This window comes from Nesterenkonia marinintestina (genome assembly GCF_025420485.1).
Classification (GTDB): domain Bacteria; phylum Actinomycetota; class Actinomycetes; order Actinomycetales; family Micrococcaceae; genus Nesterenkonia; species Nesterenkonia marinintestina.
Genome location: NZ_JAOEFD010000001.1, coordinates 392521 through 416909 on the forward strand (window position 1 = coordinate 392521; position 24389 = coordinate 416909).

Annotated in this window: 22 protein-coding genes; 5 read left to right on the forward strand and 17 right to left on the reverse strand. The window is 70.9% G+C overall.

Features of this window, described 5'->3' with window-relative positions; genetic code table 11:
• Positions 1–47: 47 nt before the first annotated feature.
• Positions 48–2072 (reverse strand): ATP-dependent DNA helicase, encoded by a 2025-nt coding sequence (locus N7E59_RS01700; RefSeq protein ID WP_315942971.1) that lies wholly within the window; start codon positions 2070–2072, stop codon positions 48–50.
• A gap of 12 nt (positions 2073–2084) precedes the next feature.
• The gene (gene hflX, locus N7E59_RS01705; RefSeq protein WP_261623168.1) at positions 2085–3686 is read right to left on the reverse strand and encodes a GTPase HflX; all 1602 of its coding nucleotides are present in this window, start codon (positions 3684–3686) and stop codon (positions 2085–2087) included.
• Between the two features lie 305 nt (positions 3687–3991).
• Here hflX and N7E59_RS01710 point away from each other — a divergent pair, with 305 nt between their 5' ends.
• On the forward strand, positions 3992–4615 hold the full coding sequence (locus N7E59_RS01710) for a class I SAM-dependent methyltransferase (protein ID WP_261623169.1): 624 nt from the start codon (positions 3992–3994) through the stop codon (positions 4613–4615).
• Positions 4616–4624: 9 nt separating this feature from the next.
• On the opposite strand, the gene dapF is transcribed toward N7E59_RS01710, so the two are convergent.
• The 13 genes from dapF to dapA all read right to left on the reverse strand — a co-directional run bounded on the left by dapF (position 4625) and on the right by dapA (position 18660).
• A complete protein-coding gene (gene dapF, locus N7E59_RS01715) occupies positions 4625–5599 on the reverse strand; it encodes a diaminopimelate epimerase (RefSeq protein ID WP_261623170.1) in 975 nt (324 codons plus the stop codon).
• Positions 5600–5654: 55 nt separating this feature from the next.
• Positions 5655–6653 (reverse strand): tRNA (adenosine(37)-N6)-dimethylallyltransferase MiaA, encoded by a 999-nt coding sequence (miaA, locus tag N7E59_RS01720; RefSeq protein ID WP_261623171.1) that lies wholly within the window; start codon positions 6651–6653, stop codon positions 5655–5657.
• Between the two features lie 4 nt (positions 6654–6657).
• Entirely contained in the window at positions 6658–8196 is a 1539-nt protein-coding gene (gene miaB / locus N7E59_RS01725) for a tRNA (N6-isopentenyl adenosine(37)-C2)-methylthiotransferase MiaB (RefSeq protein WP_261623172.1), read from the reverse strand.
• 102 nt (positions 8197–8298) lie between these two features.
• Positions 8299–8910: a regulatory protein RecX gene (locus tag N7E59_RS01730; protein ID WP_261623173.1), complete on the reverse strand. Its 612-nt coding sequence runs from the start codon at positions 8908–8910 to the stop codon at positions 8299–8301.
• Positions 8911–8918: 8 nt separating this feature from the next.
• Positions 8919–9968 (reverse strand): recombinase RecA, encoded by a 1050-nt coding sequence (gene recA / locus N7E59_RS01735; protein WP_261623174.1) that lies wholly within the window; start codon positions 9966–9968, stop codon positions 8919–8921.
• Between the two features lie 265 nt (positions 9969–10233).
• On the reverse strand, positions 10234–10452 hold the full coding sequence (locus N7E59_RS01740) for a DUF3046 domain-containing protein (protein ID WP_261623175.1): 219 nt from the start codon (positions 10450–10452) through the stop codon (positions 10234–10236).
• 4 nt (positions 10453–10456) lie between these two features.
• Positions 10457–10969, reverse strand: a complete 513-nt coding sequence (locus N7E59_RS01745; protein WP_261623176.1) for a MarR family winged helix-turn-helix transcriptional regulator — start codon at positions 10967–10969, stop codon at positions 10457–10459.
• Positions 10970–10991: 22 nt separating this feature from the next.
• On the reverse strand, positions 10992–11441 hold the full coding sequence (locus tag N7E59_RS01750) for a helix-turn-helix domain-containing protein (RefSeq protein ID WP_261623177.1): 450 nt from the start codon (positions 11439–11441) through the stop codon (positions 10992–10994).
• Positions 11442–11523: 82 nt separating this feature from the next.
• The gene (locus N7E59_RS01755; protein WP_261623178.1) at positions 11524–12111 is read right to left on the reverse strand and encodes a CinA family protein; all 588 of its coding nucleotides are present in this window, start codon (positions 12109–12111) and stop codon (positions 11524–11526) included.
• Positions 12108–12779 carry a CDP-diacylglycerol--glycerol-3-phosphate 3-phosphatidyltransferase gene (gene pgsA / locus N7E59_RS01760; RefSeq protein ID WP_261623179.1) on the reverse strand — a complete coding sequence of 224 codons (672 nt, stop codon included), beginning with the start codon at positions 12777–12779 and terminating at the stop codon, positions 12108–12110. Before pgsA ends, N7E59_RS01755 begins: the two co-directional genes overlap by 4 nt.
• Positions 12780–12792: 13 nt before the next feature.
• Positions 12793–15867 carry a DNA translocase FtsK gene (locus tag N7E59_RS01765; protein ID WP_261623180.1) on the reverse strand — a complete coding sequence of 1025 codons (3075 nt, stop codon included), beginning with the start codon at positions 15865–15867 and terminating at the stop codon, positions 12793–12795.
• A 74-nt stretch (positions 15868–15941) separates the two neighbouring features.
• Positions 15942–17606, reverse strand: a complete 1665-nt coding sequence (locus N7E59_RS01770) for a ribonuclease J (RefSeq protein WP_261623288.1) — start codon at positions 17604–17606, stop codon at positions 15942–15944.
• Between the two features lie 91 nt (positions 17607–17697).
• Positions 17698–18660: a 4-hydroxy-tetrahydrodipicolinate synthase gene (gene dapA, locus N7E59_RS01775; RefSeq protein ID WP_261623181.1), complete on the reverse strand. Its 963-nt coding sequence runs from the start codon at positions 18658–18660 to the stop codon at positions 17698–17700.
• A 19-nt stretch (positions 18661–18679) separates the two neighbouring features.
• Here dapA and N7E59_RS01780 point away from each other — a divergent pair, with 19 nt between their 5' ends.
• The gene (locus tag N7E59_RS01780; RefSeq protein WP_261623182.1) at positions 18680–19897 is read left to right on the forward strand and encodes a heparan-alpha-glucosaminide N-acetyltransferase domain-containing protein; all 1218 of its coding nucleotides are present in this window, start codon (positions 18680–18682) and stop codon (positions 19895–19897) included.
• Positions 19898–19919: 22 nt separating this feature from the next.
• Here the strand turns inward: N7E59_RS01780 and galE are convergent, their stop codons facing one another.
• Positions 19920–20906, reverse strand: coding sequence for a UDP-glucose 4-epimerase GalE (gene galE, locus N7E59_RS01785; RefSeq protein ID WP_261623183.1), 987 nt, complete (start codon positions 20904–20906; stop codon positions 19920–19922).
• Positions 20907–20952: 46 nt separating this feature from the next.
• On the opposite strand from galE, the gene dapB reads away from it, so the two are divergent.
• From dapB to N7E59_RS01800, 3 genes are all read left to right on the forward strand, one after another.
• On the forward strand, positions 20953–21714 hold the full coding sequence (gene dapB / locus N7E59_RS01790) for a 4-hydroxy-tetrahydrodipicolinate reductase (RefSeq protein WP_261623184.1): 762 nt from the start codon (positions 20953–20955) through the stop codon (positions 21712–21714).
• A gap of 3 nt (positions 21715–21717) precedes the next feature.
• The gene (locus tag N7E59_RS01795) at positions 21718–22164 is read left to right on the forward strand and encodes a hypothetical protein (RefSeq protein ID WP_261623185.1); all 447 of its coding nucleotides are present in this window, start codon (positions 21718–21720) and stop codon (positions 22162–22164) included.
• A gap of 128 nt (positions 22165–22292) precedes the next feature.
• A complete protein-coding gene (locus N7E59_RS01800; protein WP_261623186.1) occupies positions 22293–23474 on the forward strand; it encodes a hypothetical protein in 1182 nt (393 codons plus the stop codon).
• On the opposite strand, the gene N7E59_RS01805 is transcribed toward N7E59_RS01800, so the two are convergent.
• Entirely contained in the window at positions 23444–24385 is a 942-nt protein-coding gene (locus N7E59_RS01805) for an acetamidase/formamidase family protein (protein ID WP_261623187.1), read from the reverse strand. The genes N7E59_RS01800 and N7E59_RS01805 overlap by 31 nt on opposite strands.
• Positions 24386–24389: the final 4 nt, after the last annotated feature.

Below are 24389 nucleotides of genomic sequence, written 5' to 3' on the forward strand. Positions count from 1 at the left end.
CGACCGCGGCTGAACGGCCGCTCAGCGGACGGCCGTCCGCGGGACGCTCACTCAGAGGCGGCCAGGCGGCGCAGGGCACCCCGGACGACGTCGCCGTCGGTGGTCGGCCAGAAGTCCGGCATCGAGCGACGCAGGAACCCGCCGTACCGCGCCGTGGCCAGACGTGAGTCCAGTACGGCCAGCACCCCGCGATCCTCGGAGGTGCGGATCAGACGACCGGCCCCCTGTGCGAGCCGTGTGGCGGCATGGGTCGCCGAGACCTGCATGAATCCGTTGCCCCCGGAGCGGGAGACCTCCTGGGTGCGCGCGCTCATCAGCGGGTCGTCGGGACGGGGGAACGGTATCCGATCGATCGCCACCAGCCGACACGACCGGCCCGGGACGTCCACGCCCTGCCAGAGGCTCAGAGTGCCGAAGAGGCAGGTCTGCTCCTCCTCGGCGAAGCGACGCACCAGCGCCGACATGGTCCCTTCGCCCTGACAGAGGATGGGGACGTCCAGCCGCTCCCGCAGCTGCTCCGCCGCCTCCTCGGCCGCCCGGCGGGAGGAGAACAGGGCCAACGTCGCTCCTCCGGAGGCCTCGATCAGCTCGGCCAGCTCGTCGCGCTGCCGGTCTGCGCTCCTCGGCGACGGCGCCGGCAGATGGGAGGCGACGTAGAGCATGCCCTGGGACGGATAGTCGAAGGGACTGCCGACGTCGACTCCGTCCCACTGGGGCGCACGGTCTCCCACTAGCCCGACGGAGCCGGCCACCGGGTCGAAGCTGTCGCCGACGGTCAGGGTCGCCGAGGTCAGCACCACCGTCCGGTCGCCGAAGAGCCTCTCGCGCAGCCGTCCCGCCACCGTGGTCGGAGCGACGTACAGGGTCGGCGGCTCCTCCGTGTCCGCCTCGCGATATCCCACTCCGGGGGTGAACCCGCCGGGACGGGTCAGCCAGATGACGTCGGCGGTCTCGTCGACGGCGAGCATCCGTTCGGCGGTGTCGTGGACGGCCTGCACGCGGGAGCGGGCGGTGGTCCGCCCGGAGTCGGCCTCCCCGTCGGCGGACTGGCGGGTGTCGGAGAGCAGGGTCCGCGCGGCGTTCCTGGTCAGCTCCAGGGCCTGTCGCTGCTGCGCGTCCGGGCCGCGGACCAGCAGTCCGGAGTCCCGCCCGTGGAAGGCGGCGTCCACGGCGGTCGCACCGGAGACGAGGTCCTCCGGCTGGGCGTCGGTGTGGCGTCGGATCGACGATGCCGCGGCCCGGATGCTCTGGGCCGAGAGCTGCTCGGTCACCGCTGAGGTCACCCGGTCGGCGAGCTCGTGGGCTTCGTCGACGATGACCGCGTCATGCTCCGGCAGCACCTGCAGACCCTCGAAGGCGTCGATGGCCAGCATGGCGTGGTTGGTGACGACGACGTCGGCGTCCTGGGCACGCTCCCTCGCCAGCTCGGAGAAGCACTCGGCGGCCATCGGGCACCGCCGCGGCCCCACGCAGTCCACCGCGCTCACCGACACCTGACGCCACGCCCGGTCCGAGACGCCCTCGACCAGGTCGTCCCGGTCGCCGGTCTCGGTCTCCTCCGCCCACTCGCGCAGACGGGCGACCTCACGCCCCAGCGCGGTCCCCGGCCCTGCGGGCGCCGCCGAGTCCCCGGACTCGGAGGCGAGCGCGAACAGCGTCCGGCCGTCGTCCTCCTCGGGGAACCCTCCGTCGAGCTTGTGGCGGCACAGATAGTTGGCACGCCCCTTGACCAGTGCGACCTCCACGTCTCGGTCGAGCTCCTCATCGATGCTCTCCAGCAGGCGCGGCAGATCACGTCCCATGATCTGGGCCTGCAGGGCCAGCGTCGCCGTCGAGATGAGCACGGGGCGGTCGGCGTCGAGGGCGTGGACGACGGCCGGAACGAGGTAGGCCAGGGACTTCCCGGTGCCCGTGCCGGCCTGGACCAGCAGGTGTCGTCTTCGGCGCAGTGCGGAGGCGACGCGTCCGGCCATCTCCTGCTGACCCTCACGTCGGACTCCGCCCATAGCCCGGACGGCGTGGTCGAGCAGGCGGACGGACTCGAGATGGCCCGTCGAGGCTGTCGTGGTCACCGGGTCGTCACCTCACCGACGGTCCTGGTCGGCCGACGGCTCCACCCGGTGCCGTTCGAGCTCTGCGGCCAGTTCGGGACGCACCCGCACACTCATGCGCGTCCCTTCGGGCAGGTACTCGGAGGTCAGGATCTCCGCGTCCTCCCCGTGCAGGCGGGAGACGACGTCCCCTTCCGCGTAGGGCACCAGCAGCTCCATATCGATGTTCGGCCGGGGGATGGAGCTGCTGATCAGCTGGCGCAGCTCGTCGATCCCCTCCCCGGTTCGGGCCGAGACCAGCACGGTGTGCGGTTCGCGGCGACGGATCCGCTCGATCACATGGTCTTCGGCCGCATCCGCCTTGTTCAGGACGATGATCTCGTCGACCAGGTGGGAGTCCACCTCGGTCAGCACCTCACGGACCGCCCGGATCTGCGCCTCCGGTTCGGGGTGCGAGGCGTCGACCACGTGGAGGATCAGGTCCGACTCGGCGACCTCCTCCAAGGTGGAGCGGAAGGCCTCGACCAGCTGGGTGGGGAGCTGTCGGACGAATCCGACGGTGTCGGAGAGGGTGTACCCGATGCCGTCGGGAGTGGAGGCTCTGCGCACCGTCGGGTCCAGCGTGGCGAACAGGGCGTTCTCCACCAGGACGCCGGCGTCGGTGAGTCGGTTCAGCAGCGAGGACTTGCCGGCGTTGGTGTAGCCGGCGATGGCCACCGACGGTACGGCGCGGCGGCGGCGGTTGGCACGTTTGGCCTCCCGGGCCGGCTTCATCGCGGCGATGTCCCGGCGCAGCTTGGCCATCCGCTTGTGGATGCGACGACGGTCGAGTTCGATCTGCGTCTCACCGGGACCGCGGGAACCGATGCCGCCGCCGGAGGCGCCCACCTGACCGCCGGCCTGGCGGGAGAGCGATCCGCCCCAGCCGCGGAGACGCGGGAGCATGTACTCCATCTGGGCCAGCTCCACCTGGGCCTTGCCCTCGCGCGACTTCGCGTGCTGGGCGAAGATGTCGAGGATCAGACCGGTCCGATCGATCACCTTGACCTTGACGATGTCCTCCAGGGCACGTCGCTGCGAGGGGGCCAGTTCGGAGTCGACGACCACGGTGTCGGCGCCGAGCTCCGCGACCGCCTGTCGCATCTCTTCGGCCTTGCCGGAGCCGAAGTAGGTGCCCGGGTCCGGAAGGCTGCGCTTCTGGATGAATCCGTCGAGCACGGTGGAGCCGGCGGTCTCCGCCAGGGCCGAGAGCTCCCGCAGGGAGTGCTCGGCCTCCTCCGCCGGTCCGGACGTCCAGAGGCCGGCGAGCACGACCCGCTCCAGGCGGATCCTGCGGTACTCGACCTCGGTGACGTCCTCGAGCTCGGTGGACAGCCCCTCGACACGACGCAGCGAACGCCGCTCGAACAGGTCGAGCTGGTCGCCGTCGACCGCCGAATGGGCGCCGTCCTCCTGCAGCTCACGGGCCTGGGCGTCGAGGGGGTTCAGCCGGTCCGGTCCGTCGCTCACGAAGGGCGAGGCCTCATCCGCTGCGAGGATCCGGGCGATCGCCGCGTCGACCGCCTCGTCGCGCCCGGCGCCCGCTCCGCCGCTCGACGGGTCGGGATGGTCTGGGGTGTGCTGGTTCTTCGTCATGATCTCCTCGAGGGGACCTCGGTCGCATCCGCCGGGTCCCCGGTGTCGGGCGGCCCGCCCGACGGCCCCTCACCGGGGCGTCCTCCCATCCTACGACTCGGCACCGACACCCTCACGGCAGGAGGGGGTCGCTGTGGAGAGGTGGTGCTGGGTGCTCTGAGAGGCTGCCGGTGACCTCGCCGACGTCGACGGGCGATGGTCGGGCGCCGCGGGCCACGACCGCATGGACGGGCGCGTGGGGGCGCAGAACGGTTCAGATCCGGTACAGCCGCATGGGCGCCATCATAGCCGATACGATGCTCTGCGTGAGCTCCGAGCACTACTTCACCTCCGCCCCCGGGTCGCCGATGCGCCGCCGCGAGGTCGACGTCGTCCTGGACGACCGTCGCACCTCGGTCGTCACCGCCAACGGGATCTTCTCGCCCGACGGGATCGACCGGGGCACCGAGGTGCTCCTGCGCCGCTCCCCCGACCCTGCGTCGTCCGGCCATCTGCTCGACATCGGCTGCGGGTGGGGACCCGTGGCCCTGACGATGGCGGTGCGATCCCCCGCGGCGACGGTCTGGGCCGTGGACGTCAACGAGCGCGCACGGCTGCTGTGCCGGGAGAACGCCGACCGGCTGGGGCTCGAGAACCTCGAGGTCATGTCCCCGGAGGAGGTGCCCTCCGGCGTCCGGTTCGACACGATCTGGTCCAACCCTCCGATCCGGGTGGGCAAGCAGGTCCTCCATGAGCTCCTGCAGCTGTGGCTGCCTCGGCTCGCCGAGGACTCCGAGGCGTGGCTGGTGGTGGCGAAGAACCTCGGGGCAGATTCGCTGCTGACCTGGATCCGCTCCATGCTCGCCGCCGTCGGCGAGGACTTCACCGTCGACCGTCCCGACACCGAGAAGGGCTTCCGGCTGCTGCGCGTGGCACGGCATCCCTCCTGAGCCGGTCCCTCAGGACAGGGTCATCCGCGCGACGATCTCCGCCGGACCGGAGAGCTCCACGTCCTCCGCCCCGTCGTCGCGGGAGGAGAACCTCACCCGCACCACGCCGCCGAGGACGCTGACGTCCCAGGTGTCGACCCCGTCGCCGGAGGCCCACACGCGCACCGCCGCGGCCGCCGCGCAGGCGCCGGTGCCGCAGGACATCGTCTCGCCGACTCCGCGCTCGTGCACACGCATGCGCACCGCACCGACGCCCCGGTCGACCAGGGGTTCCGCGGGGACGACGAACTCGACGTTCGTCCCCCGGCGCGGAACGGGCTCCACACCCGGTGCTGTGGTCAGGTCGAGCTGTTCGAGGGCGTCGTCGTCGGGCAGGGCCACCACTGTGTGCGGGTTCCCCATGGAGATGGAAAGCGCCGGACGCGGGTCGGCGAGGCCGGCGGACATGACCAGTGCGTCGGACGCTTCGGCCCGAGCCAGCTCGGGATCGATGAACGACCAGATCCCCATGCCGACGGAGTATCCTTCGGGCACCCGCCGCATGGTGCGGACCCCTGCGCGGGTGAGGATGACCAGCTCCTGCCCCTGGTCGAGTTCGACCAGGGAGTCGCTGACCAGCAGGTGGGCGAAGGCGCGGACGCCGTTGCCGCACATCTCGGCCTCCGATCCGTCGCCGTTGCGGTAGTCCATGAACCACACCGTCGGCGCCTCCGTCTGCGGGGTGCCCTCCTGGGCCGCGGAGATCTCCTCCCGGTGCTGCTCGAGGAGCCGGCGCCCGTCGGGATCGTGGGCGGCGGGCACCGCTCGGATCAGACCGTCCCCGCCGATGCCCAGGCGCCGGTCGCACAGCGCGGCCACATGGTCCGGTCGCAGATCGTGGTCGCCGGCCGGGTCGACGAGCATGACGAAGTCGTTGCCGGTCGCGTGGGCCTTGACGACCTCGAGACCGGTGAGCTCGTCCAGTGCGGCCAGGTGGTGGGCCACGGGTCCTCCTCAGTGGTGGGGGTGCGTCGTCATGGGCTCATGCGACGGATCGGCGTCACCGACGGCCGTCGCGGTTCGGCGGATCCGTCCTGATGTGCAACAGCGCGGCCTCGGTGATCTGTTCCGTCGTGGTGTCCTCGTCGACGTCGATCCAGCTGATCCGGGGGTCGGCGCGGAACCAGGTCTCCTGCCGGCGCGCCAGACGCCGGGTGGCGACGATGATGTCCTCGACGGCCTCCTGCCGCGTCACGGCACCGTCGCGCACCGCCAGCATCTGCTGATAGCCGATGGCCGCCGAGGCCGTTCGTCCGCTCCTCAGACCGGCCCGGTCGAGATCGGCGACCTCTGCCTCCAGCCCCTCGTCGACCATCTCTCGGACGCGGGCGGCGATGCGACGATGCAGCAGCTCGCGGGGGACGCGCAGGCCGATCTGCACCACCGGTGTCATGGGCTCGTGGTGGATCCGCCGCGGCATGTAGGAGGCGAAGCTGCGTCCGGTGAGCGTGACGACCTCCAGGGCCCGGACCAGGCGCCGGTCGTCCCGGACGGTCTCCGCCGAGGTGGGATCGGCCGCGGCCAGCTCCTGCCTGAGGACGTGCGCCCCTTCGGAGTCCAGTCGACGGTGCAGCGCCGCCCGGAGGTCGGGGTCGGTGGGAGGAAAGTCGATCTCATCCACCGCGGCCCGCACGTAGAGCCCGGACCCACCCACGATCAGCGGGGTCCGTCCTCGGGAACGGATGTCTGCGCAGGCGCTGCGGGCCATCTGCTGGTAGGAGGCCACGGAGGCCTCCTGCGTGACGTCGAGGACGTCGAGCAGATGGTGCGGCACCGATCGGGACTCCTGCGCGGTGATCTTCGCGGTGCCGATGTCCATCCCCCGATACAGCTGCATGGAGTCGGCGCTGATGATCTCTCCGCCGAGTCGCCGGGCCAGCGCGACGCCGAGCGCGGACTTTCCGGACGCGGTGGGGCCGACGAGCACGACCACGGGGGCCCGTGCCGTCGGCGCCGCTCCTCCGAGGTCCTCTGCGGCGGTGCCTGAGTCGGGGTCCACGGGCTCAGAGCGCTCCCCGCAGCGAGGGCATACCCAGGGAGACGGCGCCCGGCTCGGCTCCGGCGACCTGAGTGGTGCCCACTCCGCAGGACTCCGCCTGCGACCGGTCCCAGGCCTCACCCGCCCGGGACCGGCGCAGTCGGTACTGGTCCGGGGTGGGGTCGGCCAGCAGGTGGAAGCCTCCGGCGCCGGTGATCGGGACGGTGACGAAGTCGCCCGGTCGGGGGCTCGGTGCTCCGTCGGGGACGGAGAAGTGCACGAGCCGGTGGTCCGGGGCCCTGCCGGAGAGCCGCCCGGTCTCTCGGCTCTTCGATCCGGCGTCGGCGGTGACCAGCAGCTCTCGGACGGCGCCGACCTGCGACCGGTTCTCCTCGGCGGTGATCCTGTCCTGCAGGGCGATGAGCCGTTCGAAGCGGCGCTGGACGACGTCCTTGGGGATCTGGTCCTCCATCGCGGCGGCCTCGGTCCCGGGCCGCGGGGAGTACTGGAAGGTGAAGGCTGAGGAGAAGCGGGAGGCCTCGACCACCCGCATGGTGTCCTCGAAGTCCTCGTCGGTCTCACCCGGGAATCCGACGATGATGTCGGTGGTGACGGCCGCTTCGGGCAGCCGCTCCCGGACTCTGTCCAGGATGCCCAGGAATCGCTTGGACCGGTAGGACCGACGCATGGCCTTCAGCACTGCGTCGGAGCCGGACTGCAGCGGCATGTGCAGCTGGGGCATCACGTTCGGCGTCTCCGCCATGGCGTCGATGACGTCGTCGGTGAAGGAGGCGGGGTGGGGGCTGGTGAAGCGCACCCGTTCGAGTCCCTCGATCTCGCCGCAGGCGCGCAGCAGCTTGGCGAAGGCTGCGCGGTCTCCGAACTCCACGCCGTAGGTGTTCACGTTCTGTCCCAGCAGGGTGACCTCGACGGCACCGTCGTCGACGAGGGCTTGCACCTCGGCGAGGATCTCGCCGGGACGACGGTCACGCTCCCTGCCTCGGAGGGCGGGCACGATGCAGAAGGTGCAGGTGTTGTTGCACCCCACGGAGATGGAGACCCACCCTGAGTAGACCGCGTCGCGCTTGGTGGGAAGCGTCGAGGGGAACGTCTCGAGGGCGTCGAGGATCTCGATCTCGGCGGCGTCGTTGTGGCGGGAGCGGTCCAGAAGCGTCGGCAGCGAACCGATGTTGTGGGTGCCGAACACGACGTCGACCCACGGCGCGCGTTCCTGCACGATGCGCTGGTCCTTCTGCGCCAGACACCCTCCGACGGCGATCTGCAGGTCCGGGTGCTCGTCCTTGACGGGTCGGAGCTGTCCGAGGTGTCCGTACAGCCTGTTGTCGGCGTTCTCACGGACCGCGCAGGTGTTGAACACGATGAGGTTCGGCGTCTGGGACTCCTCCTCGTGCCGGCTGTATCCGGCCTCTTCGAGGAGTCCTGCGATCCGTTCGGAGTCGTGGACGTTCATCTGGCAGCCGAAGGTGCGCACCTCGTAGGTGCGTGCGGGCACATCGGTCGCTGCGTCGGTCACAGGATTCTCGGTCACGGAGGCGTCGGTCATTGGATGGCTCGCTGATCTTCCGGCGGGCGGAGGTGGATGGCGCGTCGTCTGCGCAGACGATTCTACGCCTCCGGGCCCTCCTCACGCCGTCGGGCGATCTGCTCAGTCGGTGCGTTCGTCCAACGCCTCACGGACCAGGCGCATCGCCGCCGCCGGGCCGTGGCCGCGTCGACCGAGCATGGCGACGAGGCGGCGCATGTGCTTCTCCCGCTCCCGGCGCTCCTCGGCCCCGTTCCCGGCCGGGATCGTCGTCTCACCCAGCCGTCTGTCCAGCAGCTCACGCGCCGCGGAGTCTTCGTCCTCGGAGGTGAGCTGATCGAGTGCCGCCTCGACGTCGGCCTCCGGCACGCCGCGGTCCTGAAGCTCGCGACGCAGCGCCCGGGCGCCGAGCCCCTTGGTCTCGTGCCTCGTCCGGACCCATGTCTGAGCGAACGAGGCGTCGTCGACGAGCCCCACGTCCTGCATCCTGTCCAGGACCTCGGCGATCACCGGCTCCTCGAACTCCTTCTCACGCAGCGCCTCGGCGAGCTGATGGCGGCTCTTGGCCGAGCCGGTCAGCTTCCTCAGCACCAGCTGTCGGGCCGCGTCGACGTCGGACCGGGCCGTCTCGGCCGGACGGTCCTGTGCCTCCTCGACCGCGGCGGGGGCGGACTCTATGCGTTCCACCGCCCGCCGCAGGTCGGAGAGCGTCTGCTGCTGGGCCTGTTCCGTCATGGAGGGGATCAGGCCGGGCCGTCGACGGCGTGCAGCTCAGGACCATCGTCCTGCACGCCGGCCTGCGGGATGCCCATCTTCTGCTTGATGCGCCGCTCGATCTCGTCGGCCAGATCGGGGTTGTCCTTCAGGAACTGACGGGCCTTCTCCTTGCCCTGACCGAGCTGGTCTCCGTCGTAGGTGAACCAGGCCCCGGACTTCTTGACCAGGCCCTCCTCGACGCCGACGTCGATCAGCCCGCCCTCGCGGGAGATCCCCTCGCCGTAGAGGATGTCGAACTCCGCCTGCTTGAAGGGCGGAGCCATCTTGTTCTTGACGATCTTCGCGCGGGTGCGGTTGCCCACCGCGTTGGTGCCCTCCTTGAGGGTCTCGATGCGACGGACGTCCACCCGGACCGAGGAGTAGAACTTCAGCGCCTTGCCTCCGGAGGTCGTCTCCGGCGATCCGAAGAACACTCCGACCTTCTCACGCAGCTGGTTGATGAAGATCGCGGTGGTCTTCGACTGGGCGAGCCGTCCGGTGATCTTCCGCAGCGCCTGCGACATCAGACGCGCCTGGAGACCGACGTGGCTGTCCCCCATCTCCCCCTCGATCTCGGCGCGCGGCACCAGCGCGGCCACCGAGTCGATGACCACGATGTCCAGCGATCCCGAGGAGACCAGCATGTCCATGATCTCCAGGGCCTGCTCTCCGGTGTCGGGCTGGGAGACGAGCAGGGAGTCGGTGTCCACGCCCAGCTTCTCCGCATAGACCGGGTCCAGCGCGTGCTCGGCGTCGATGAACGCGGCGATCCCCCCGTTCTTCTGCGCGTTGGCCACCGCGTGCAGCGCCACGGTGGTCTTGCCGGAGGACTCCGGCCCGTAGATCTCCACCACGCGGCCGCGGGGGAAGCCGCCGATCCCGAGTGCCCCGTCCATGGCGATGGACGACGTCGAGATGGTCTCGATCGGCGCCCGGGTCTCATCGCCCAGACGCATCACCGATCCCTTGCCGTACTGCTTGTCGATCTGGGCCAGCGCCGCCTCGAGCGCCTTCTGCCGATCCTGGCTGACTGCCATCTTCACACCTCACGTGACGTCGTCGGTTGTCGAAGCGTCCCCGCACCGCACCGCGAACCGGCCCGCGAAGGGCCATGCTGCGGCGTGAGGATCGCTCTGCCTCCTGGCGTGCCCGACACTACGGGGAACCTCTGACATCACCGGAGTGCAGAGCGGCTTCTGTGGAGAACCCGCATCCGACGGGCGGACTGCGGGCGACCTGTGGAAGAGACTACCGCACGCATCGAACATAGCTTCGAAGATGCTCGGCGTGTCCGCACCTCGCTCAGCGGCGGGGCGGGACGTCCTCGCCCAGCCGGCGCTCCGCGGGAATCTCCTGCTGGTCGCACACGGCGTCCCAGACCTCACGGGGTGCCACACCGGACTCCAGCGCCTGCCGGGCCGTGAGCTGGTGGGCGCTCAGGACGAGCGTGTCGGCCAGGACATGGGCGTAGGAGGGGCCGAACTCGCCCTCCATGAGGTTCCAGAACCGGCTCAGCCGCACGCGTTCAGGCTCCGGCCGCGGGGGCCGCGGACACCGACCGGGTCTGCCGGGCGGCCTCCGCCTGGGCTGCGTCGAACTCGGTGTAGGTGCGGTTCAGGCGGGAGATCAGACCGTAGAGCTCGGTGACGTCCGCATCGTCCCAGGATTCGAGCATGGCCAGATACCGCTCGGTGCGGTCGGCCTGGGCCTCCTCGAGGCGGCGCCGCCCCTCGGTCGACAGGTCCAGGCGCTGGGCCCGGCCGTCGTCGGGATCGGCGGTCTTGGACACCCAGCCCCGCGCGGTCAGGGTGCTGAGCTGGCGGGAGAGGGTCGGCTTGCCGATGCCGAGGTGGCGGGACAGCGAGGTCATGCGCATCGGACCCTCCTGCTGGAGGGTCGCCAGAAGGCTGTACGAGGAGGGCTCGATCTCCGGATCGATGAGCCGGGTCAGCTGCAGGGCGTTGAACCGTCGTCGGATGAACAGCCGGTTGAACTCGCGCTCCAGTGCGCTGACCGTGTCTCGTCGTCCGTCGCCCATCCTTCTATCGTAGTGCCCCGGGTCAGCTGCTGCGGGCCAGCTCGCCGTTGGTCAGCTCATCCGGCACCCCGTCGGGCACGACGCCGGGTCCGAACTCACGCTGCAGCTCGGTGGGCACCGTGTCCGGGACCGTGTCCCGCACCCCTTCGGCGAACGCGATCCGCTCGGCGACCTGGCTGAGCATGGCCGACAGCGGGACGTCCAGGGCGGCGCAGATGGAGGCCAGCAGCTCGGAGGACGCCTCCTTCTGGCCGCGTTCGACCTCGGAGAGGTATCCCAGCGAGACGCGCGCGCGGTGCGAGACGTCGCGCAGAGTCCTGCCTTCGGACTGACGGATGCTGCGCAGGACGTCTCCGATCTCCTGCCGCAGCACCACACCCTTGGCCTCCGGGGATTCCACCGCGGCGACGGTCTCCTCGGCGACGTCCTTCCACCGGGTGACACCGTTGACGGTCACCGGCTGTCTCACCATGGCGTCTCCCTTTCGTGGAGTATGGGCACTTCTGTCTTCTCTGGTGTCCACAACGGACTCCCGGCCCGAATTGTTCCCGAGCCTATCCGTGGGGCCTGTGGTCGGGCGGCACAGATTCTGCGAGATCTCTGAGCAGGCCCACCGCGCCCTCGACCGATCCGGCCCGCACCGCGGCGCGGTCGCCCTCGAACAGTCGCAGCTCAGCCCGACAGCGGACCCTCACGGGACCGACCTCAGTGCTCAGGGTGCGCGGCTCCCAGTCCTCGGAGACCCGCAGTCCGGCGCGCCTCAGCGACGCGGTGCGGACGGCGACCGCCGTCCAGACGGTCCCGACCGGCTGACCCTGATGGGGCTCCGGTCCCGCCACGCCGGTGGTGGAGAGGCCGACGTCCGCCCCCGTCGTCAGCAGGGCGCCGCAGGCCATGCGGCGGGCGACCTCGTCGTCGACCGCACCGCGCGCCTCCAGCAGCTCGGCCTCCACGCCGAGGAGGTCGGTCTTGAGCGCATTCGTGTAGGACACGACTCCCCCGCGTAGCACCGAGGAGACCCCGGGCACCTCGGCCAGTCGGGAGCAGACGGCCCCGGCGGTCAGCGACTCGGCCGTCGCCACGGTGAGACCCAGCTCCGTCAGCCGAGCCACGAGCTCGGCGTCCTGGGACGGCCCGGTCATCGGAGATCGTCGTCGTGGGGGTGGCCGGCCGTCCCGTCCGGGGCCCCTCCACCGGCCGCCCGGGCGTCACGCCGCAGCCGGACGGCCTGCACCACGTAGTCGGCCCCGGTGATCAGGGTGACCACGAGGGCGGCCATCATGATCCAGAACGCCACGGCCGCGAGCCAGGTGGCGATCACCACCAGCGGCAGCAGCATCAGCTGGAGCCCGGCGCTCTGCAGGACCGTCTTGAGCTTCCCGCCGCGGGAGGCCGGCATGACCCCGTAGCGGATGACCACCATGCGCAGCACGGTGATCCCCAGTTCGCGGACCAGGATCAGCACCGTGACCCACCAGGGCAGCTCCCCGAGCAGCGAGAGCATGATGAGACCGGCGCCGATCAGCAGCTTGTCCGCGATGGGATCGGCGATCTTGCCGAAGTCGGTGATCAGGTTCCGCGACCGGGCCAGGTCGCCGTCGATCTTGTCGGTGATCATCGCCGCGGCGAAGACCCCGGCCGCCGCCCACCGCCACGGGCCGTTCTCCGCCTCGAGCACCCCGGCGGCGGAGGCGGAGGCGTCCAGCAGCAGGAGTGCGACGAACACCGGCACCAGGACGATCCGCACCATGGTGAGGACGTTGGCGATGTTCAGCAGCGGAACGTGATGCTCCGGAGTGGGCGAGCTCAAGGGTCGGTTCCTCTCAGCGGCCGGTCAGCTGCCAGGCGTCGTCGTCGCCGGTGCCGGCCCCGTCGTGCCCGTCATAGTAGCCGTCGACCTCGGGCAGCGCCTGGGTGCGCTCGGCGACGTCCCGTGCGATCAGGTCCGCACTCGACATCGCCGAGACGGTCGCTCCCCCCTGCGGCGGGGCGCCGCGTGCAGGCTCGGACTGCTCGGGCTCCTCCCAGGACTCGACCTCCACGACGTCCTGCTCGTACGCCTCGGGCGCGTCCTCGGACGGGGCCGCCGACGGCGGGTCCTCCCCCCGGATGGTCGCCAGCACACCGGGGAGCTCCTCGAGGGAGACCAGCACGTCGCGGGCCTTGGATCCTTCGGAGGGGCCGACCACGCCGCGGGACTCCATGAGGTCCATGAGCCGGCCGGCCTTGGCGAAGCCCACCCGGAGCTTGCGCTGGAGCATGGAGGTCGAGCCGAACTGCGTGGTGACGACGAGCTCGGTCGCCTGCAGGAGCAGGTCGAGGTCGTCGCCGATGTCCTCGTCGATCTCCTTCGTGGCCTTCTCCGGGATCACATCGTCGCGGTACTGGGCCTTGAGCTGCGACTTCACATGCTCCACGACCCCGTGGATCTCCGACTCGTTGACCCAGGCGCCCTGCACACGCATCGGCTTGGCCATGCCCATGGGCAGGAACAGCGCGTCACCCTGGCCGAGGAGCTTATCGGCCCCGGCCGAGTCCAGCACGACGCGCGAGTCGGTGACCGAGGAGACGGCGAAGGCCATGCGCGAGGGCACGTTGGCCTTGATCAGACCGGTGACCACGTTGACCGACGGACGCTGGGTCGCCAGCACCAGGTGGATGCCGGCCGCTCGGGCCAGCTGGGTGATGCGGACGATGGAGTCCTCGACGTCTCGGGGCGCGACCATCATCAGGTCGGCGAGCTCGTCGACGATCACCAGCAGGTACGGGTAGGGCCGCAGCTCCCGCTTCGAATCCGGTGGAAGCTGGATCTTCCCGGCGCGCACGGCCCTGTTGAAGTCGTCGACGTGCTTATAGCCGAAGTGGGCGAGGTCGTCGTAGCGGTTGTCCATCTCCTTGACGACCCACTGCAGCGCCTCGGCCGCCTTCTTGGGGTCGGTGATGATGGGGGTCACCAGGTGCGGGACGCCCTCGTAGGCGGTGAGCTCCACACGCTTGGGGTCGACCATCACCATGCGGACCTCGTCAGGGGTGGAACGCATGAGGATGGAGGTGACCATCGAGTTCACGAAGGCGGACTTGCCCGCACCGGTGGCGCCCGCGACGAGCAGGTGCGGCATCTTCGCGAGGTTGGCCACGACGTAGCCGCCCTCGACGTCCTTGCCCACACCCATGACCATGGGGTGCTCGGTCCTGCGGGCCGCGTTCGAGCGCAGCACGTCGCCGAGGGCCACGACCTCCTTGTCCGCGTTGGGGATCTCCACACCGATCGCGGACTTTCCGGGGATCGGCGAGAGGATGCGCACATCGGTGGAGGCCACCGCGTAGGCGATGTTCTTCTCCAGGCTGATGACCTTCTCGACCTTGGTGCCGGGAGCGACCTCGATCTCGTAGCGGGTCACGGTCGGTCCCCGGGAGAAGCCGGTCACCTCGGCATCGACCCCGAACTGCTTCAGGGTGTGGTTCAGGGAGGAGACGACCTCGTCGTTGGCGGAGGTGTGCTCCTTGGGCGGCGGGCCCGCCGGCAGCATGGTCTGGTCGGGCAGGGTGTAGGTGACCTCGCCGGAGAGCTCCAGCTGCTCGGACCTGACCGGCAGCTCAGCAGGCGCGGTCGGCCGCTCGGGCTGCCCGGTCGGCTGCGGGGACGGTCGGGCGGCGGCGTGCGCGGCGGTCGGCGGCGTCGCGCCGACCACCTCGGTGGCCGCGGTCTCGGAGGCACGGGCCCCCTCGGGCTGCGGGGCGGACTGGGCCCCGGCACGCTCGCGGGCACGCCGGACCGCGTCCTCCTGCGCCGTGGGACGTCGGACTCCGGGCGGCACCGCGGGGCCGCCCTCGGCCGCGGAGGCGGCGTCCGAATCCGGCTCCAGGACCTCGTCGAAGGGTCCGGCGGAGGCACGCTGGGCCTCCTCCGGCGAGGAGGTCCCACCCTCGGAGCCGAAGGTCTCCTCGGGAGCCTGTTCGGAGTCTCCGGAGCCGAAGATCCGGGACAGCAGGCCGCGCCGGGGCTTCTCGGTCGGCCGGGTCTCCCCGCGGTCGACGTCAGCGCGGTCGACCTCCGAGCGGTCGACTTCTGTGCGGCCACCCGCAGTGCGGGATGCCCGTCCCGGAGCGGCGCCCGCCCCGGAGCCGGGAGACGCCTCGTGCGCAGGCTCCGGCGTCTCGGGCGGCTCGCCCACCACGTAGTCCTGCGCCACGCGGATGCGGTCCGGGATGCTGCGCAGGGGGGTGTCGGTGAGCACCAGCAGACCTGCCAGCAGCAGCAGTCCGAAGAGCAGCCACAGCGGATATGCAGTGATCAGTGCGGCCGGGGGCACGGTGAGGAGGTAGCCGACGATGCCCCCGGAGTCGAGCATGTCTGCGAAGGCGGCGTGCAGCGTGGGAAGCCCGTGGGCCAGGTGCCCCAGTGCCGCGGCGGACAGCAGGATCAGACCCTGGCCGATGGCGATGCGGCCGTTGGACTCGTGGTCCTGCGGATGCCGGATGTAGCGCACCGCCGTGATCACCAGCATGACGGGGAGGAGCACCGCGGCCCAGCCGAAGGTTCCGGCGGTCGCCGAGTGGACGACGTCGACGACCACGTGGTCGAACTGGCGGGCGCCCCACCACTCGACCGCGGCGATCGCCGCGGCCAGCACGATGAGCATCAGGGCGGCGCCGTCGCGCCGGTCCTCCGGTGCGACCTCCGGTCGACGTCCGATCCCGCGCACGGCGGAGGCCACCGGCGCGGCCATGGCCGTCCACAGGCCGCGGACGGCCGCGACGAAGAGGTTGCCGCGCCGCGGTTCGGGTGCGGCCGAGCCGCGTGTGGACGTCGTCGCGCGGCCGCCGGAACTCTTCGACGAACCCTTCGAGGTTCCGTCGGCGGAGGCGGCGCGCGAGGGGGAAGTACGTGTCGCCATGAGGTACAACCTACCGCGCGTCGGCGCCCGAACCGGTCAGGGGCACACCTGTGCGCCCCAGGTCGGCGGAGGGATCAGGTCTCGACGACCACCGGCACGATCATGGGCTTGCGCCGCAGACGCCGGTTCACCCACGAGCCGATCGTGCGCCGCACGATCTGCTGCAGCTGGTGGGTGGTGTGCTCCTTGTTGTCCTGGATGGCCTCGGTCAGCGCACGGGCGATCTTCGGCCTGATGTCCTTGAAGACCTGATCCTCCTCGGCCACGCCGCGTGCGTGGATGTCCGGGCCGGACACGATCTGACCGGTCTGCCGGTTGACCACGGTGATCACGGAGATGAAGCCCTCCTCGCCGAGGACGCGGCGGTCCTTCAGGTCGGCGTCGGTGACCTCTCCGACCGAGGAGCCGTCGACGTAGACGTATCCGCATTCGATCTGCCCGGTGATCTCGGCGACTCCGTCGCGCAGGTCCACCACAGTGCCGTCCTCGCACTGCAGGACGCGGTCGGGGTCCACGCCGGTCTCCACGGCCAGACGCCCGTTGGCGATCAGGTGTCGGGTCTCGCCGTGTACGGGCATCACGTTCTTCGGGCGGATGATGTTGTAGCAGTACAGCAGCTCACCGGCCGAGGCGTGTCCGGAGACGTGGACCTTGGCGTTGCCCTTGTGGATGACCTCGCAGCCCAGCTTGAGCAGTCCGTTGATGACCCGGAAGACCGAGTTCTCGTTGCCGGGGATCAGGGAGGAGGCGAGGATGACCGTGTCCTCCTCGCCCACCTGGATCGGGTGGTCCCCGTTGGCCATCCGGGACAGCGCCGCCATCGGCTCGCCCTGGGAACCGGTCGACATCAGCACGATCTCGTGGTCGGGGAGGTCGTCGACCTTCTTCATGTCGATCAGGATGCCCTCTGGCACGTCCAGGTAGCCGAGCTTCGCCGCGATCGACATGTTGCGCACCATGGAGCGCCCCACGAAGGCCACGCGACGGCCGTGGGCCTCGGCGGCGTCGAGGACCTGCTGCACGCGGTGGATGTGGGACGAGAACGAGGCGACGATGATCCGTCGCGACGACCGGCCGAAGTACTGGTCGATGACCGGCCCGATCTCCTTCTCCGGAGTGGTGAAGCCGGGGACGTCGGCGTTGGTGGAGTCGGTCATGAACAGGTCGACGCCCTCTTCGCCGAGCTTGGCGAAGTGACGCAGATCGGTGATCCGTCCGTCGAGCGGCAGCTGGTCCATCTTGAAGTCCCCGGTGTGGAGCACGGACCCGGCGTCGGTGCGGATGTGCACCGCCAGCGCGTCGGGGATGGAGTGGTTGACCGCGACGAACTCGCACTCGAAGGGGCCGAACTGCTCCACGTCGCCCTCGGAGACCGACAGGGTGAAGGGCTTGATGCGGTGCTCGGCGAGCTTGGCCTCGATGAGGGCCAGCGTCAGCTGGGAGCCGATCAGGGGGATGTCCGGCTTCCGGCGCAGCAGGTAGGGCACCGCGCCGATGTGGTCCTCGTGGCCGTGGGTGAGCACCAGTCCGACGACGTCGTCGAGGCGGTCCTCGATGTAGCTGAAGTCCGGCAGGATCAGGTCGACGCCCGGCTGCTCCTCCTCCGGGAAGAGGACGCCGCAGTCGACGATCAGCAGCTTGCCGCCGATCTCGAAGACCGCCATGTTCCGGCCGACCTCACCGAGCCCTCCGAGCGGGACGACGCGCAGGGTGTCGTCCTTGAGCTTGGGCGGGGTCATCAGTCGGTGAGCTGCCACAGGGTCTCCTCAGGGGTGGGGTGGTGATCGGAGGCGTCCGATCGTCGGTGGTGCGGTGTCCGCGGTGCGGACCTCAGAGGTTCCAGCCGGCCTCGCGCAGATCGGCGAGCACCAGCTCCTTCTCCGCCTCGTTGGCCTGGACGAGGGGGAGGCGCACGTCGGTGCGGATGGGGAAGTCGAGCCAGTTGAGCACCAGCTTCGAGGAGACGGCCCCCTGGATGCGGGTCATCATCGCACGGATGACGGGGCCGAGCTCCGAGTGGTAGATGCGGGCCTCACGGAGGTCGTAGTTCAGCACCGCATCGATCATGCGGCGGAAGTGGCCCGAGGCGACGTGCGAGGTGACGGAGACCACGCCGGAGGCGCCCATCGCCATCCACGCCAGCACGTTCTGGTCGTCGCCGGAGTAGATCTCCAGGTCGGTCTTGGTCAGGACCTCCGTGGTCGCGGTGATGTCGTTCTTCGCGTCCTTGAGGCACTGGATGCGCGGATGCTCGGCCAGCCGGAGCATCGTCTCCGTGCTGACGGCGATTCCCGAGCGGCCCGGGATGTCATAGACCATCAGCGGCAGGTCGACGGCGTCGGCCACAGCGGTGAAGTGGGCGAGCACCCCGTCCTGACTGGGCTTGTTGTAGTAGGGGGTGACGGCGAGCTGTCCGTCGGCCCCGGCCCGCTCGGCACGTCGGGCCATCTCGAGGTCGTGGGAGGTGTGGTTGGTGGAGGTGCCGGCGATGACCTTCGCCCGGTCCCCCACGGCGGACTTCGCCGCGCGCACGAGCCCCTCCTTCTCGTGGTCCTCCAGTGTGGAGGTCTCACCGGTGGTGCCGGAGACCACGAGCGAGTCGCTGCCCTCCTCGACGAGCTTGTGGGCGAGGGCCTCGAAGGCCTGGTAGTCGACGCGGTCGTCGGCGGTGAACGGCGTGACCATCGCCGTGATCAGGTGCCCGAACTGAGGGTCCGTCTGGTCCGGGTGCTTGACCTCTCCCTCGGCCAGGTAGGGGTCGAAGTCCCGGGTGAGCTCGTTCTCGGTGGTCATAGGTCGTAGCCTACCGGTTGTGGACCGCACCAGCACCGTGGGAGGCGGCCTCGGCGCACGCGTGGTCGGGGTCGACGTCGCCCGCGCGCTGGCGCTGATCGGCATGATGCTCATCCATGTGCTCCCTCGGATCGACGAGTCCTCCGGCGAGGCCACGGTGCTGGGGCTGACCGCCGCCGGACGCTCGGCCGCACTCTTCGCGCTGCTCGCCGGCGTCGGTCTGGCTCTGCTGACGGGCGGGCACCGGCCCCACCGGGAGCGCGGGACCCGGAGCCGCGACCGTCGGCTGGTCGTGGTCCGGGCCCTGCTCATCGTCGTGATCGGGTTCGTGGTCGCCGCGTGGGAGTCGCAGGTGGCGATCATCCTCGTCCACTACGGGCTGCTGTTCCTGCTGGCCGTTCCCCTGCTGGGGCTCGGCGCCCGTGCCCTGGCGGCGATCGCCCTCGGGTGGGTGCTCCTGGCGCCTCCGCTCCTGCGGCTGGTGATCACCGGACTGATGACCGACCCGGACTACCCCGGTGAGATGCGCCTGTGGCACTCCCCCGGCCTGCCCGATCTGCTGACCCGGCCCGGACTGCTGGCTCTGGATCTGTCGGTGACCGGATACTACCCGCTGCTGATCTGGCCCGCCTATCTGATCGCCGGACTCGCCGTGGGCCGCTGCGACCTCAGCCGTCGGTCGGTCGCCTGGACGCTCCTCGGGCTGGGGGCGGGACTGGCGGCCCTCAGCGCGGCGGTGAGCTGGGCGACCCTGCTGGGCACCGACCTCGTCGCACGGCTCGACGTCTACGGCGACGGTCCGGAGGCCGTCCGCGCCGATCTGCTCACCGGGACCCTGCTGCCGGTGGAGGCGGACCCCCGATGGTTCCTGGTGGCCGCTCCGCACTCCGGTTCGACCGCAGACCTGGTCCACACCATCGGCTCCGCCCTGCTCGTCCTGGGGGCCTGCCTGCTGGTCGCCTCCGTCCTCACCGGACGGAGGCGACTGCTCCTCGCTCCGCTGATCGGCGCCGGCGCGATGCCGCTGACCCTGTACGTCGGCCACCTGGCCCTGCTGCATGCCTGGCACGTCGAGGGGTGGCCCCTCCACGGCGCGGACCCCGCGCCGATCGCCCTCGGCCTCGTCGTCGCGGCGCTGGCCGGAGGCGGGATCAAGGCCGCGCTGGGACGCCGGGGGCCGCTGGAGGCGGGGGTCCATGCGGCGGGGATCGCCGCGGCGGGACGGCATCCGTCCTAGGCGGTCTCCGGCAGGTGACCGGTCAGGCGTCCGGGCGGGACTCGGATCCGACCGCGGTGCGTGCCGCCCAGGCGTCGGCGATCATCGCTCGGACCCCGAGCCTCGGCACCCACCCCAGCAGCCGCTCCGCACGGGCGCCGGAGGCCACGAGGACCGGCGGATCGCCGGCGCGTCGGGGCGCCTCCTCCGCAGCGAGGTCGGTCTCGGTGACCTCCCTGACGGCCTCGACCACCTCACGGACCGTGGTGCCCGTCCCGGTGCCGAGGTTGAGGATCTCGTGGGTGCCGGGGCGTGCGTGCTCGAGCGCCAGGACGTGGGCCTCGGCGAGGTCCGAGACGTGGATGTAGTCCCGCACGGCGGTGCCGTCCCGGGTCGGGTAGTCGGTGCCGAAGATCCGCGCAGGCTGATAGTCGTCCCCCGACCGGTGCTGCTGAGCCGCGGTGAGCAGGTTCGGGATCAGGTGGGTCTCCGGGTCGTGCCGCTCTCCCAGGTGTCCGTGGGCTCCGGCGACGTTGAAGTACCTCAGACTCACGGCGGCCAGCCCATGGGCCCGCGCCTCGGCGGTGAGCATGTGGTCGATGGCCAGCTTGCTGGCGCCGTAGGGATTGGTGGGCCGCGTGGGGGTGTCCTCGACGAGGGGCTCGGAGCCGGCGTCGCCGTAGACCGCGGCGGTGGACGAGAAGACCAGTCGCGGCACCCCTGCGGCGCGCATCGCGTCGATCAGCGCGAGCGTCTCGACGATGTTGCCGTGCCAGTACCGCTCAGGGTGCTCCATCGATTCGCCCACCAGCGATCTGGCCGCGAGATGCACGACCGCCCCGAAGGTCGGATCCAGCACCTCCTCGACCCGGCGCAGCGGCAGTCGGTGGTGGGGCACGTCCGCCGCGACGGCGTCCGCATGTCCGGTCGAGAGGTCGTCGAGGACCTCCACGTCGTGACCGTCGGCTGCGAGCACGGCGGCGACGGCCCCTCCGATGTACCCGGCGCCCCCGGTGACCAGGATCCTCATAGTGCGCCATTCAACCACAGCCTCAGACGCCCGATACCCTGGTCCCATGACGCGACGAGACATCCGAGCCGCCGTGGTCGGCGCCTCCGGACGGATGGGTTCCGAGGCGGTCCGCGCCGTCGACGCGGCTGACGACATGGAGCTCGTCGCCGGCGTCCGACGCGGCGACGACCTGGCACAGATCATCGAGGCCGGAGCCACCCATCTGGTGGATCTGTCCGTGCCCGAGGCCACTGAGGACAACGTACGGTTCGCCGTGTCCCACGGCATCCACGCGGTGGTCGGCGCCACCGGGTGGGACGCCGAACGTCTCGAGAGACTCCGCGGCCTGCTCGACGAGAACCCGGGGGTCGGTGTGCTCATCGCCCCGAACTTCGCCCTGGGATCGGTGCTGGCCACCGCCTTCGCCGCGAAGGCCGCACGGTTCTTCGAGTCCGCCGAGATCGTCGAGCTGCACCACCCCGACAAGGTCGATGCGCCCTCCGGCACCGCGGTGCGCACCGCCGAACTCATGGGCAGGGCACGGCGCGAGGCTGACGTCGCCCCCTCCCCCGACGCCACGACCAGCGGCCTCGACGGCGCCCGCGGCGCGGTCGTCGACGACGTCCGCGTCCACTCGGTGCGCCTGCGCGGACTCGTCGCCCACCAGGAGGTCCTGCTGGGGTCGCCGGGCGAGCAGCTGACCCTGCGCCACGACTCCTTCGACCGCGCCAGCTTCATGCCCGGAGTTCTGCTGGGGCTGCGCACCGTCGCCGACCGTCCCGGTCTGACGCACGGACTCGACGGCTTCATGGATCTGGGGCTCTAGCGCGTGGTCTCCAAACTCTGGGCCTGGCTGTTCGCCGGTCTGCTGGTCATCTTCCTGGGCGGGGCCGTGGTCTCGGCCTGGCGCTTCCTGCGCGTCGACGACCTTGTGGCCCGAGTGATCGGGGCGGCCGTGCTGGTGATCGTCGGCGTCGGCGTCTGGTACCTCTGGCGCGAGCTGCAGCTGGCCTTCCGCTCGGAGCACCTGGGACGGATCCTGGAGTCGGAGGGAGGGCTCCCGGAGGACTCGGTGGAGCGCTCCCCCGGCGGGCGGCCGGACCGGGCTCAGGCCGACGAGCAGTTCTCCCGCTACGCCGCGGAGGCCGAATCGCGCCCTGAGGATTGGCGCAGCTGGTTCCGCCTGGCCATCGCCTACGACATCGCTTCGGACCGACGTCGTGCCCGGCATACGATGCGTCGCGCCATCCGGATGGAGAGGGGCGCGGACTCCTGACGGCGGCGGCTCGGCTCGGCTTCGTCTGCGTCCACGGGATCGGGACCGCCGAGGACGGGCGGACCGCGCAGGAGGTCGCCGGCTGCGTCGCCCTCGCCGCCGAGCAGTCGGGCTGGCACGCCGCCCGGGTGACGGCGCCCGCGGCGGACGAGCCGTCGCCTGGGGTCTCCCTCGACCTGCGCGCCCCGGACGGGCGCCGGGTGAGCGCCGAGTTCTTCGACGCCCGATGGCACGAGCTGCTGGACCCGCCGCGCTATGCGACGGTGTTCGGGTGGGCGCTGCGCGCGGTCCCCGTCGTCACCGGCACCGCTCTGGCGGCCTGGACCCTCGATGCCGTCCGGTCGCGTCGTGACCGGCAGTGGTCGATGCTGCTGCACCTGGGCCTCCTGCTGCTGGGGCACTGCCTGTCCGCCGCAGTGATGGCCGCGGCCCTGGTCGTCGTGCTGGTCGCCTCGGTGGCCCCTGGATTCCGGCTCAGGTTCCGGCGCTTCATGACCGAGACCGTCGGCGACGCCTGGCTCTACAGCGCCGACCACCTGACCGCTGAGGTCCTTCCGGTGCTCGACCGCGCCTTGGACGTCTCGCTCCGGCGGACCGACCGCACCGTGCTGGTCGGCCACTCCCTGGGAGCGGAGCTGTGCCGACGTCTTCTGGCCGAGCGGGGAGCCTCGGGGGCCTCCGACGGCGACGGCGACGGCGATGGCGACGGCGAGGGTGACGGCGAGGGTGACGGCGACCGGGCCGCAGACGTGAGCTCGCTGTGGGTGGGCTCCGGTCGGACGATGCTGCGCATGCTGCGCGGCTCGGCCCGTCGCCCCGGCTACGCCGTCGGAGTCCTCGTCCAGCAGGTCGCGGCGCTCATCGGCTCCTCGGCGCTGCTGGTCGGCGTCCTTCAGGCAGATCCGCGCCTCGCGGCGACGGCCGGCGCGGGACTCATCGGTGTGCTGCTCACCTTCTGGTGGACGGTGGTGCGCGGGGCGGACACCGTGGGGCCGGTCCCCGACGACGCCGGCGGCCGCGTGCTCGCAGTGAGCTCACCGTTGGACCCCATCGGCGCGGGCTTCACCGGGCTCTCCGGACTGCACCGCTACATCCCCGTCGGTCGTCCGTTCGAGCTGCTCCGCGAGCACGTGACGTACTGGCGGAAGCCTGAGACCGGGACGGCGGTGCTGCAGATCGCCGGAGTCGAGGGATTCGCCCTGCCGGAGGAGCCGGCCCGGTACCCGTGGTGGACGTTCCTCGCGGGTGGTCTGATCGCGGCGGCCTGGGCCGGAGCGGCTCAGGCGTTCATCACGCTCAGCGGCAGGTAGGCGGAGACCACCCAGTGGGGTTCGTCCACCGCTTCGCTGATCTTCAGGTCCACCACCACCGAGGCCAGGACGTAGGCGTCGAGCGGATCGAGGCGGTAGGTGCTGCTGATGTGGTCCACCATGTACCGCACCGCGTCGCGTGCGGCGAGCCGGACGTCGGGTCCGATGCCCATCGTCGCGTAGAAGCCGGCGTCCTCGATCCCCGGCCGCAGGGGCCCGGGGGTCCGGAACTGCGGGGTCGGAATGCTGCGACCCCGGTGCAGGGTGACGCGCAGCCGCCCGTCCAGGGGCGCTTCGATCGCGGAGACGCAGACCTCGCCGTCGCCCTGCGCGGCGTGCGGGTCGGCGAGGGTGAGCCGGCCACCGGGCGTCTGCACGGGGAGGAACACCCTGGTCCCGGCCACCAGGTCCCGGCAGTCGATGTTGCCGCCGAACGGCCCCGGCGGCATGACGTCTAGCGGTTCGTCGGTGTCGGGGGCGCAGGCCAGCACCCCGAGGAACGGCCGGACGGGGACCCGTGCGACGTCGAGGAAGTCCGCGGTCGCGGTGCCGTCGCCTTCGGCCGGGAACTCCCAGCGGTGCAGATGAGGATCGGGGAAGTCCTCCGGCAGCAGGCCCATACCGGGCAGGACGGCGGTCCAGCCCCATCCTTCGGGGGTGAAGTCCAGCAGCTCCAGCTCCAGGGTGTCCCCCGGTTCGGCGCCGTCCACCATGACGGGTCCGAGCATGGGATACAGCAGCTCCGGCTTCAGGGCGGGGACCGGATCACCGGGTCGGAAGTCGTCGAACTGGCCGCCTGCGGCCTCCGGCGCGGAGAACTCGAGGACGTCGCCGTCGGATATCTCCAGGGTCGGGGTGTGACGTGTGGTCCAGAGCCGATGATGCACATCGGGCACACGGTGGACGGTCATGACC

Bases quoted from the DNA above. Each gene is read 5' to 3' on its own strand.
- hflX (WP_261623168.1), bottom strand. From the start codon at position 3,686: ATGACGAAGAACCAGCACACCCCAGACCATCCCGACCCGTCGAGCGGC.
- miaB (WP_261623172.1), bottom strand. From the start codon at position 8,196: ATGACCGACGCCTCCGTGACCGAGAATCCTGTGACCGACGCAGCGACC.
- N7E59_RS01730 (WP_261623173.1), bottom strand. From the start codon at position 8,910: ATGACGGAACAGGCCCAGCAGCAGACGCTCTCCGACCTGCGGCGGGCG.
- recA (WP_261623174.1), bottom strand. From the start codon at position 9,968: ATGGCAGTCAGCCAGGATCGGCAGAAGGCGCTCGAGGCGGCGCTGGCC.
- N7E59_RS01745 (WP_261623176.1), bottom strand. From the start codon at position 10,969: ATGGGCGACGGACGACGAGACACGGTCAGCGCACTGGAGCGCGAGTTC.
- N7E59_RS01750 (WP_261623177.1), bottom strand. From the start codon at position 11,441: ATGGTGAGACAGCCGGTGACCGTCAACGGTGTCACCCGGTGGAAGGAC.
- N7E59_RS01755 (WP_261623178.1), bottom strand. From the start codon at position 12,111: ATGACCGGGCCGTCCCAGGACGCCGAGCTCGTGGCTCGGCTGACGGAG.
- N7E59_RS01765 (WP_261623180.1), bottom strand. From the start codon at position 15,867: ATGGCGACACGTACTTCCCCCTCGCGCGCCGCCTCCGCCGACGGAACC.
- N7E59_RS01770 (WP_261623288.1), bottom strand. From the start codon at position 17,606: ATGACCCCGCCCAAGCTCAAGGACGACACCCTGCGCGTCGTCCCGCTC.
- dapA (WP_261623181.1), bottom strand. From the start codon at position 18,660: ATGACCACCGAGAACGAGCTCACCCGGGACTTCGACCCCTACCTGGCC.
- galE (WP_261623183.1), bottom strand. From the start codon at position 20,906: ATGAGGATCCTGGTCACCGGGGGCGCCGGGTACATCGGAGGGGCCGTC.
- dapB (WP_261623184.1), top strand. From the start codon at position 20,953: ATGACGCGACGAGACATCCGAGCCGCCGTGGTCGGCGCCTCCGGACGG.
- N7E59_RS01805 (WP_261623187.1), bottom strand. From the start codon at position 24,385: ATGACCGTCCACCGTGTGCCCGATGTGCATCATCGGCTCTGGACCACA.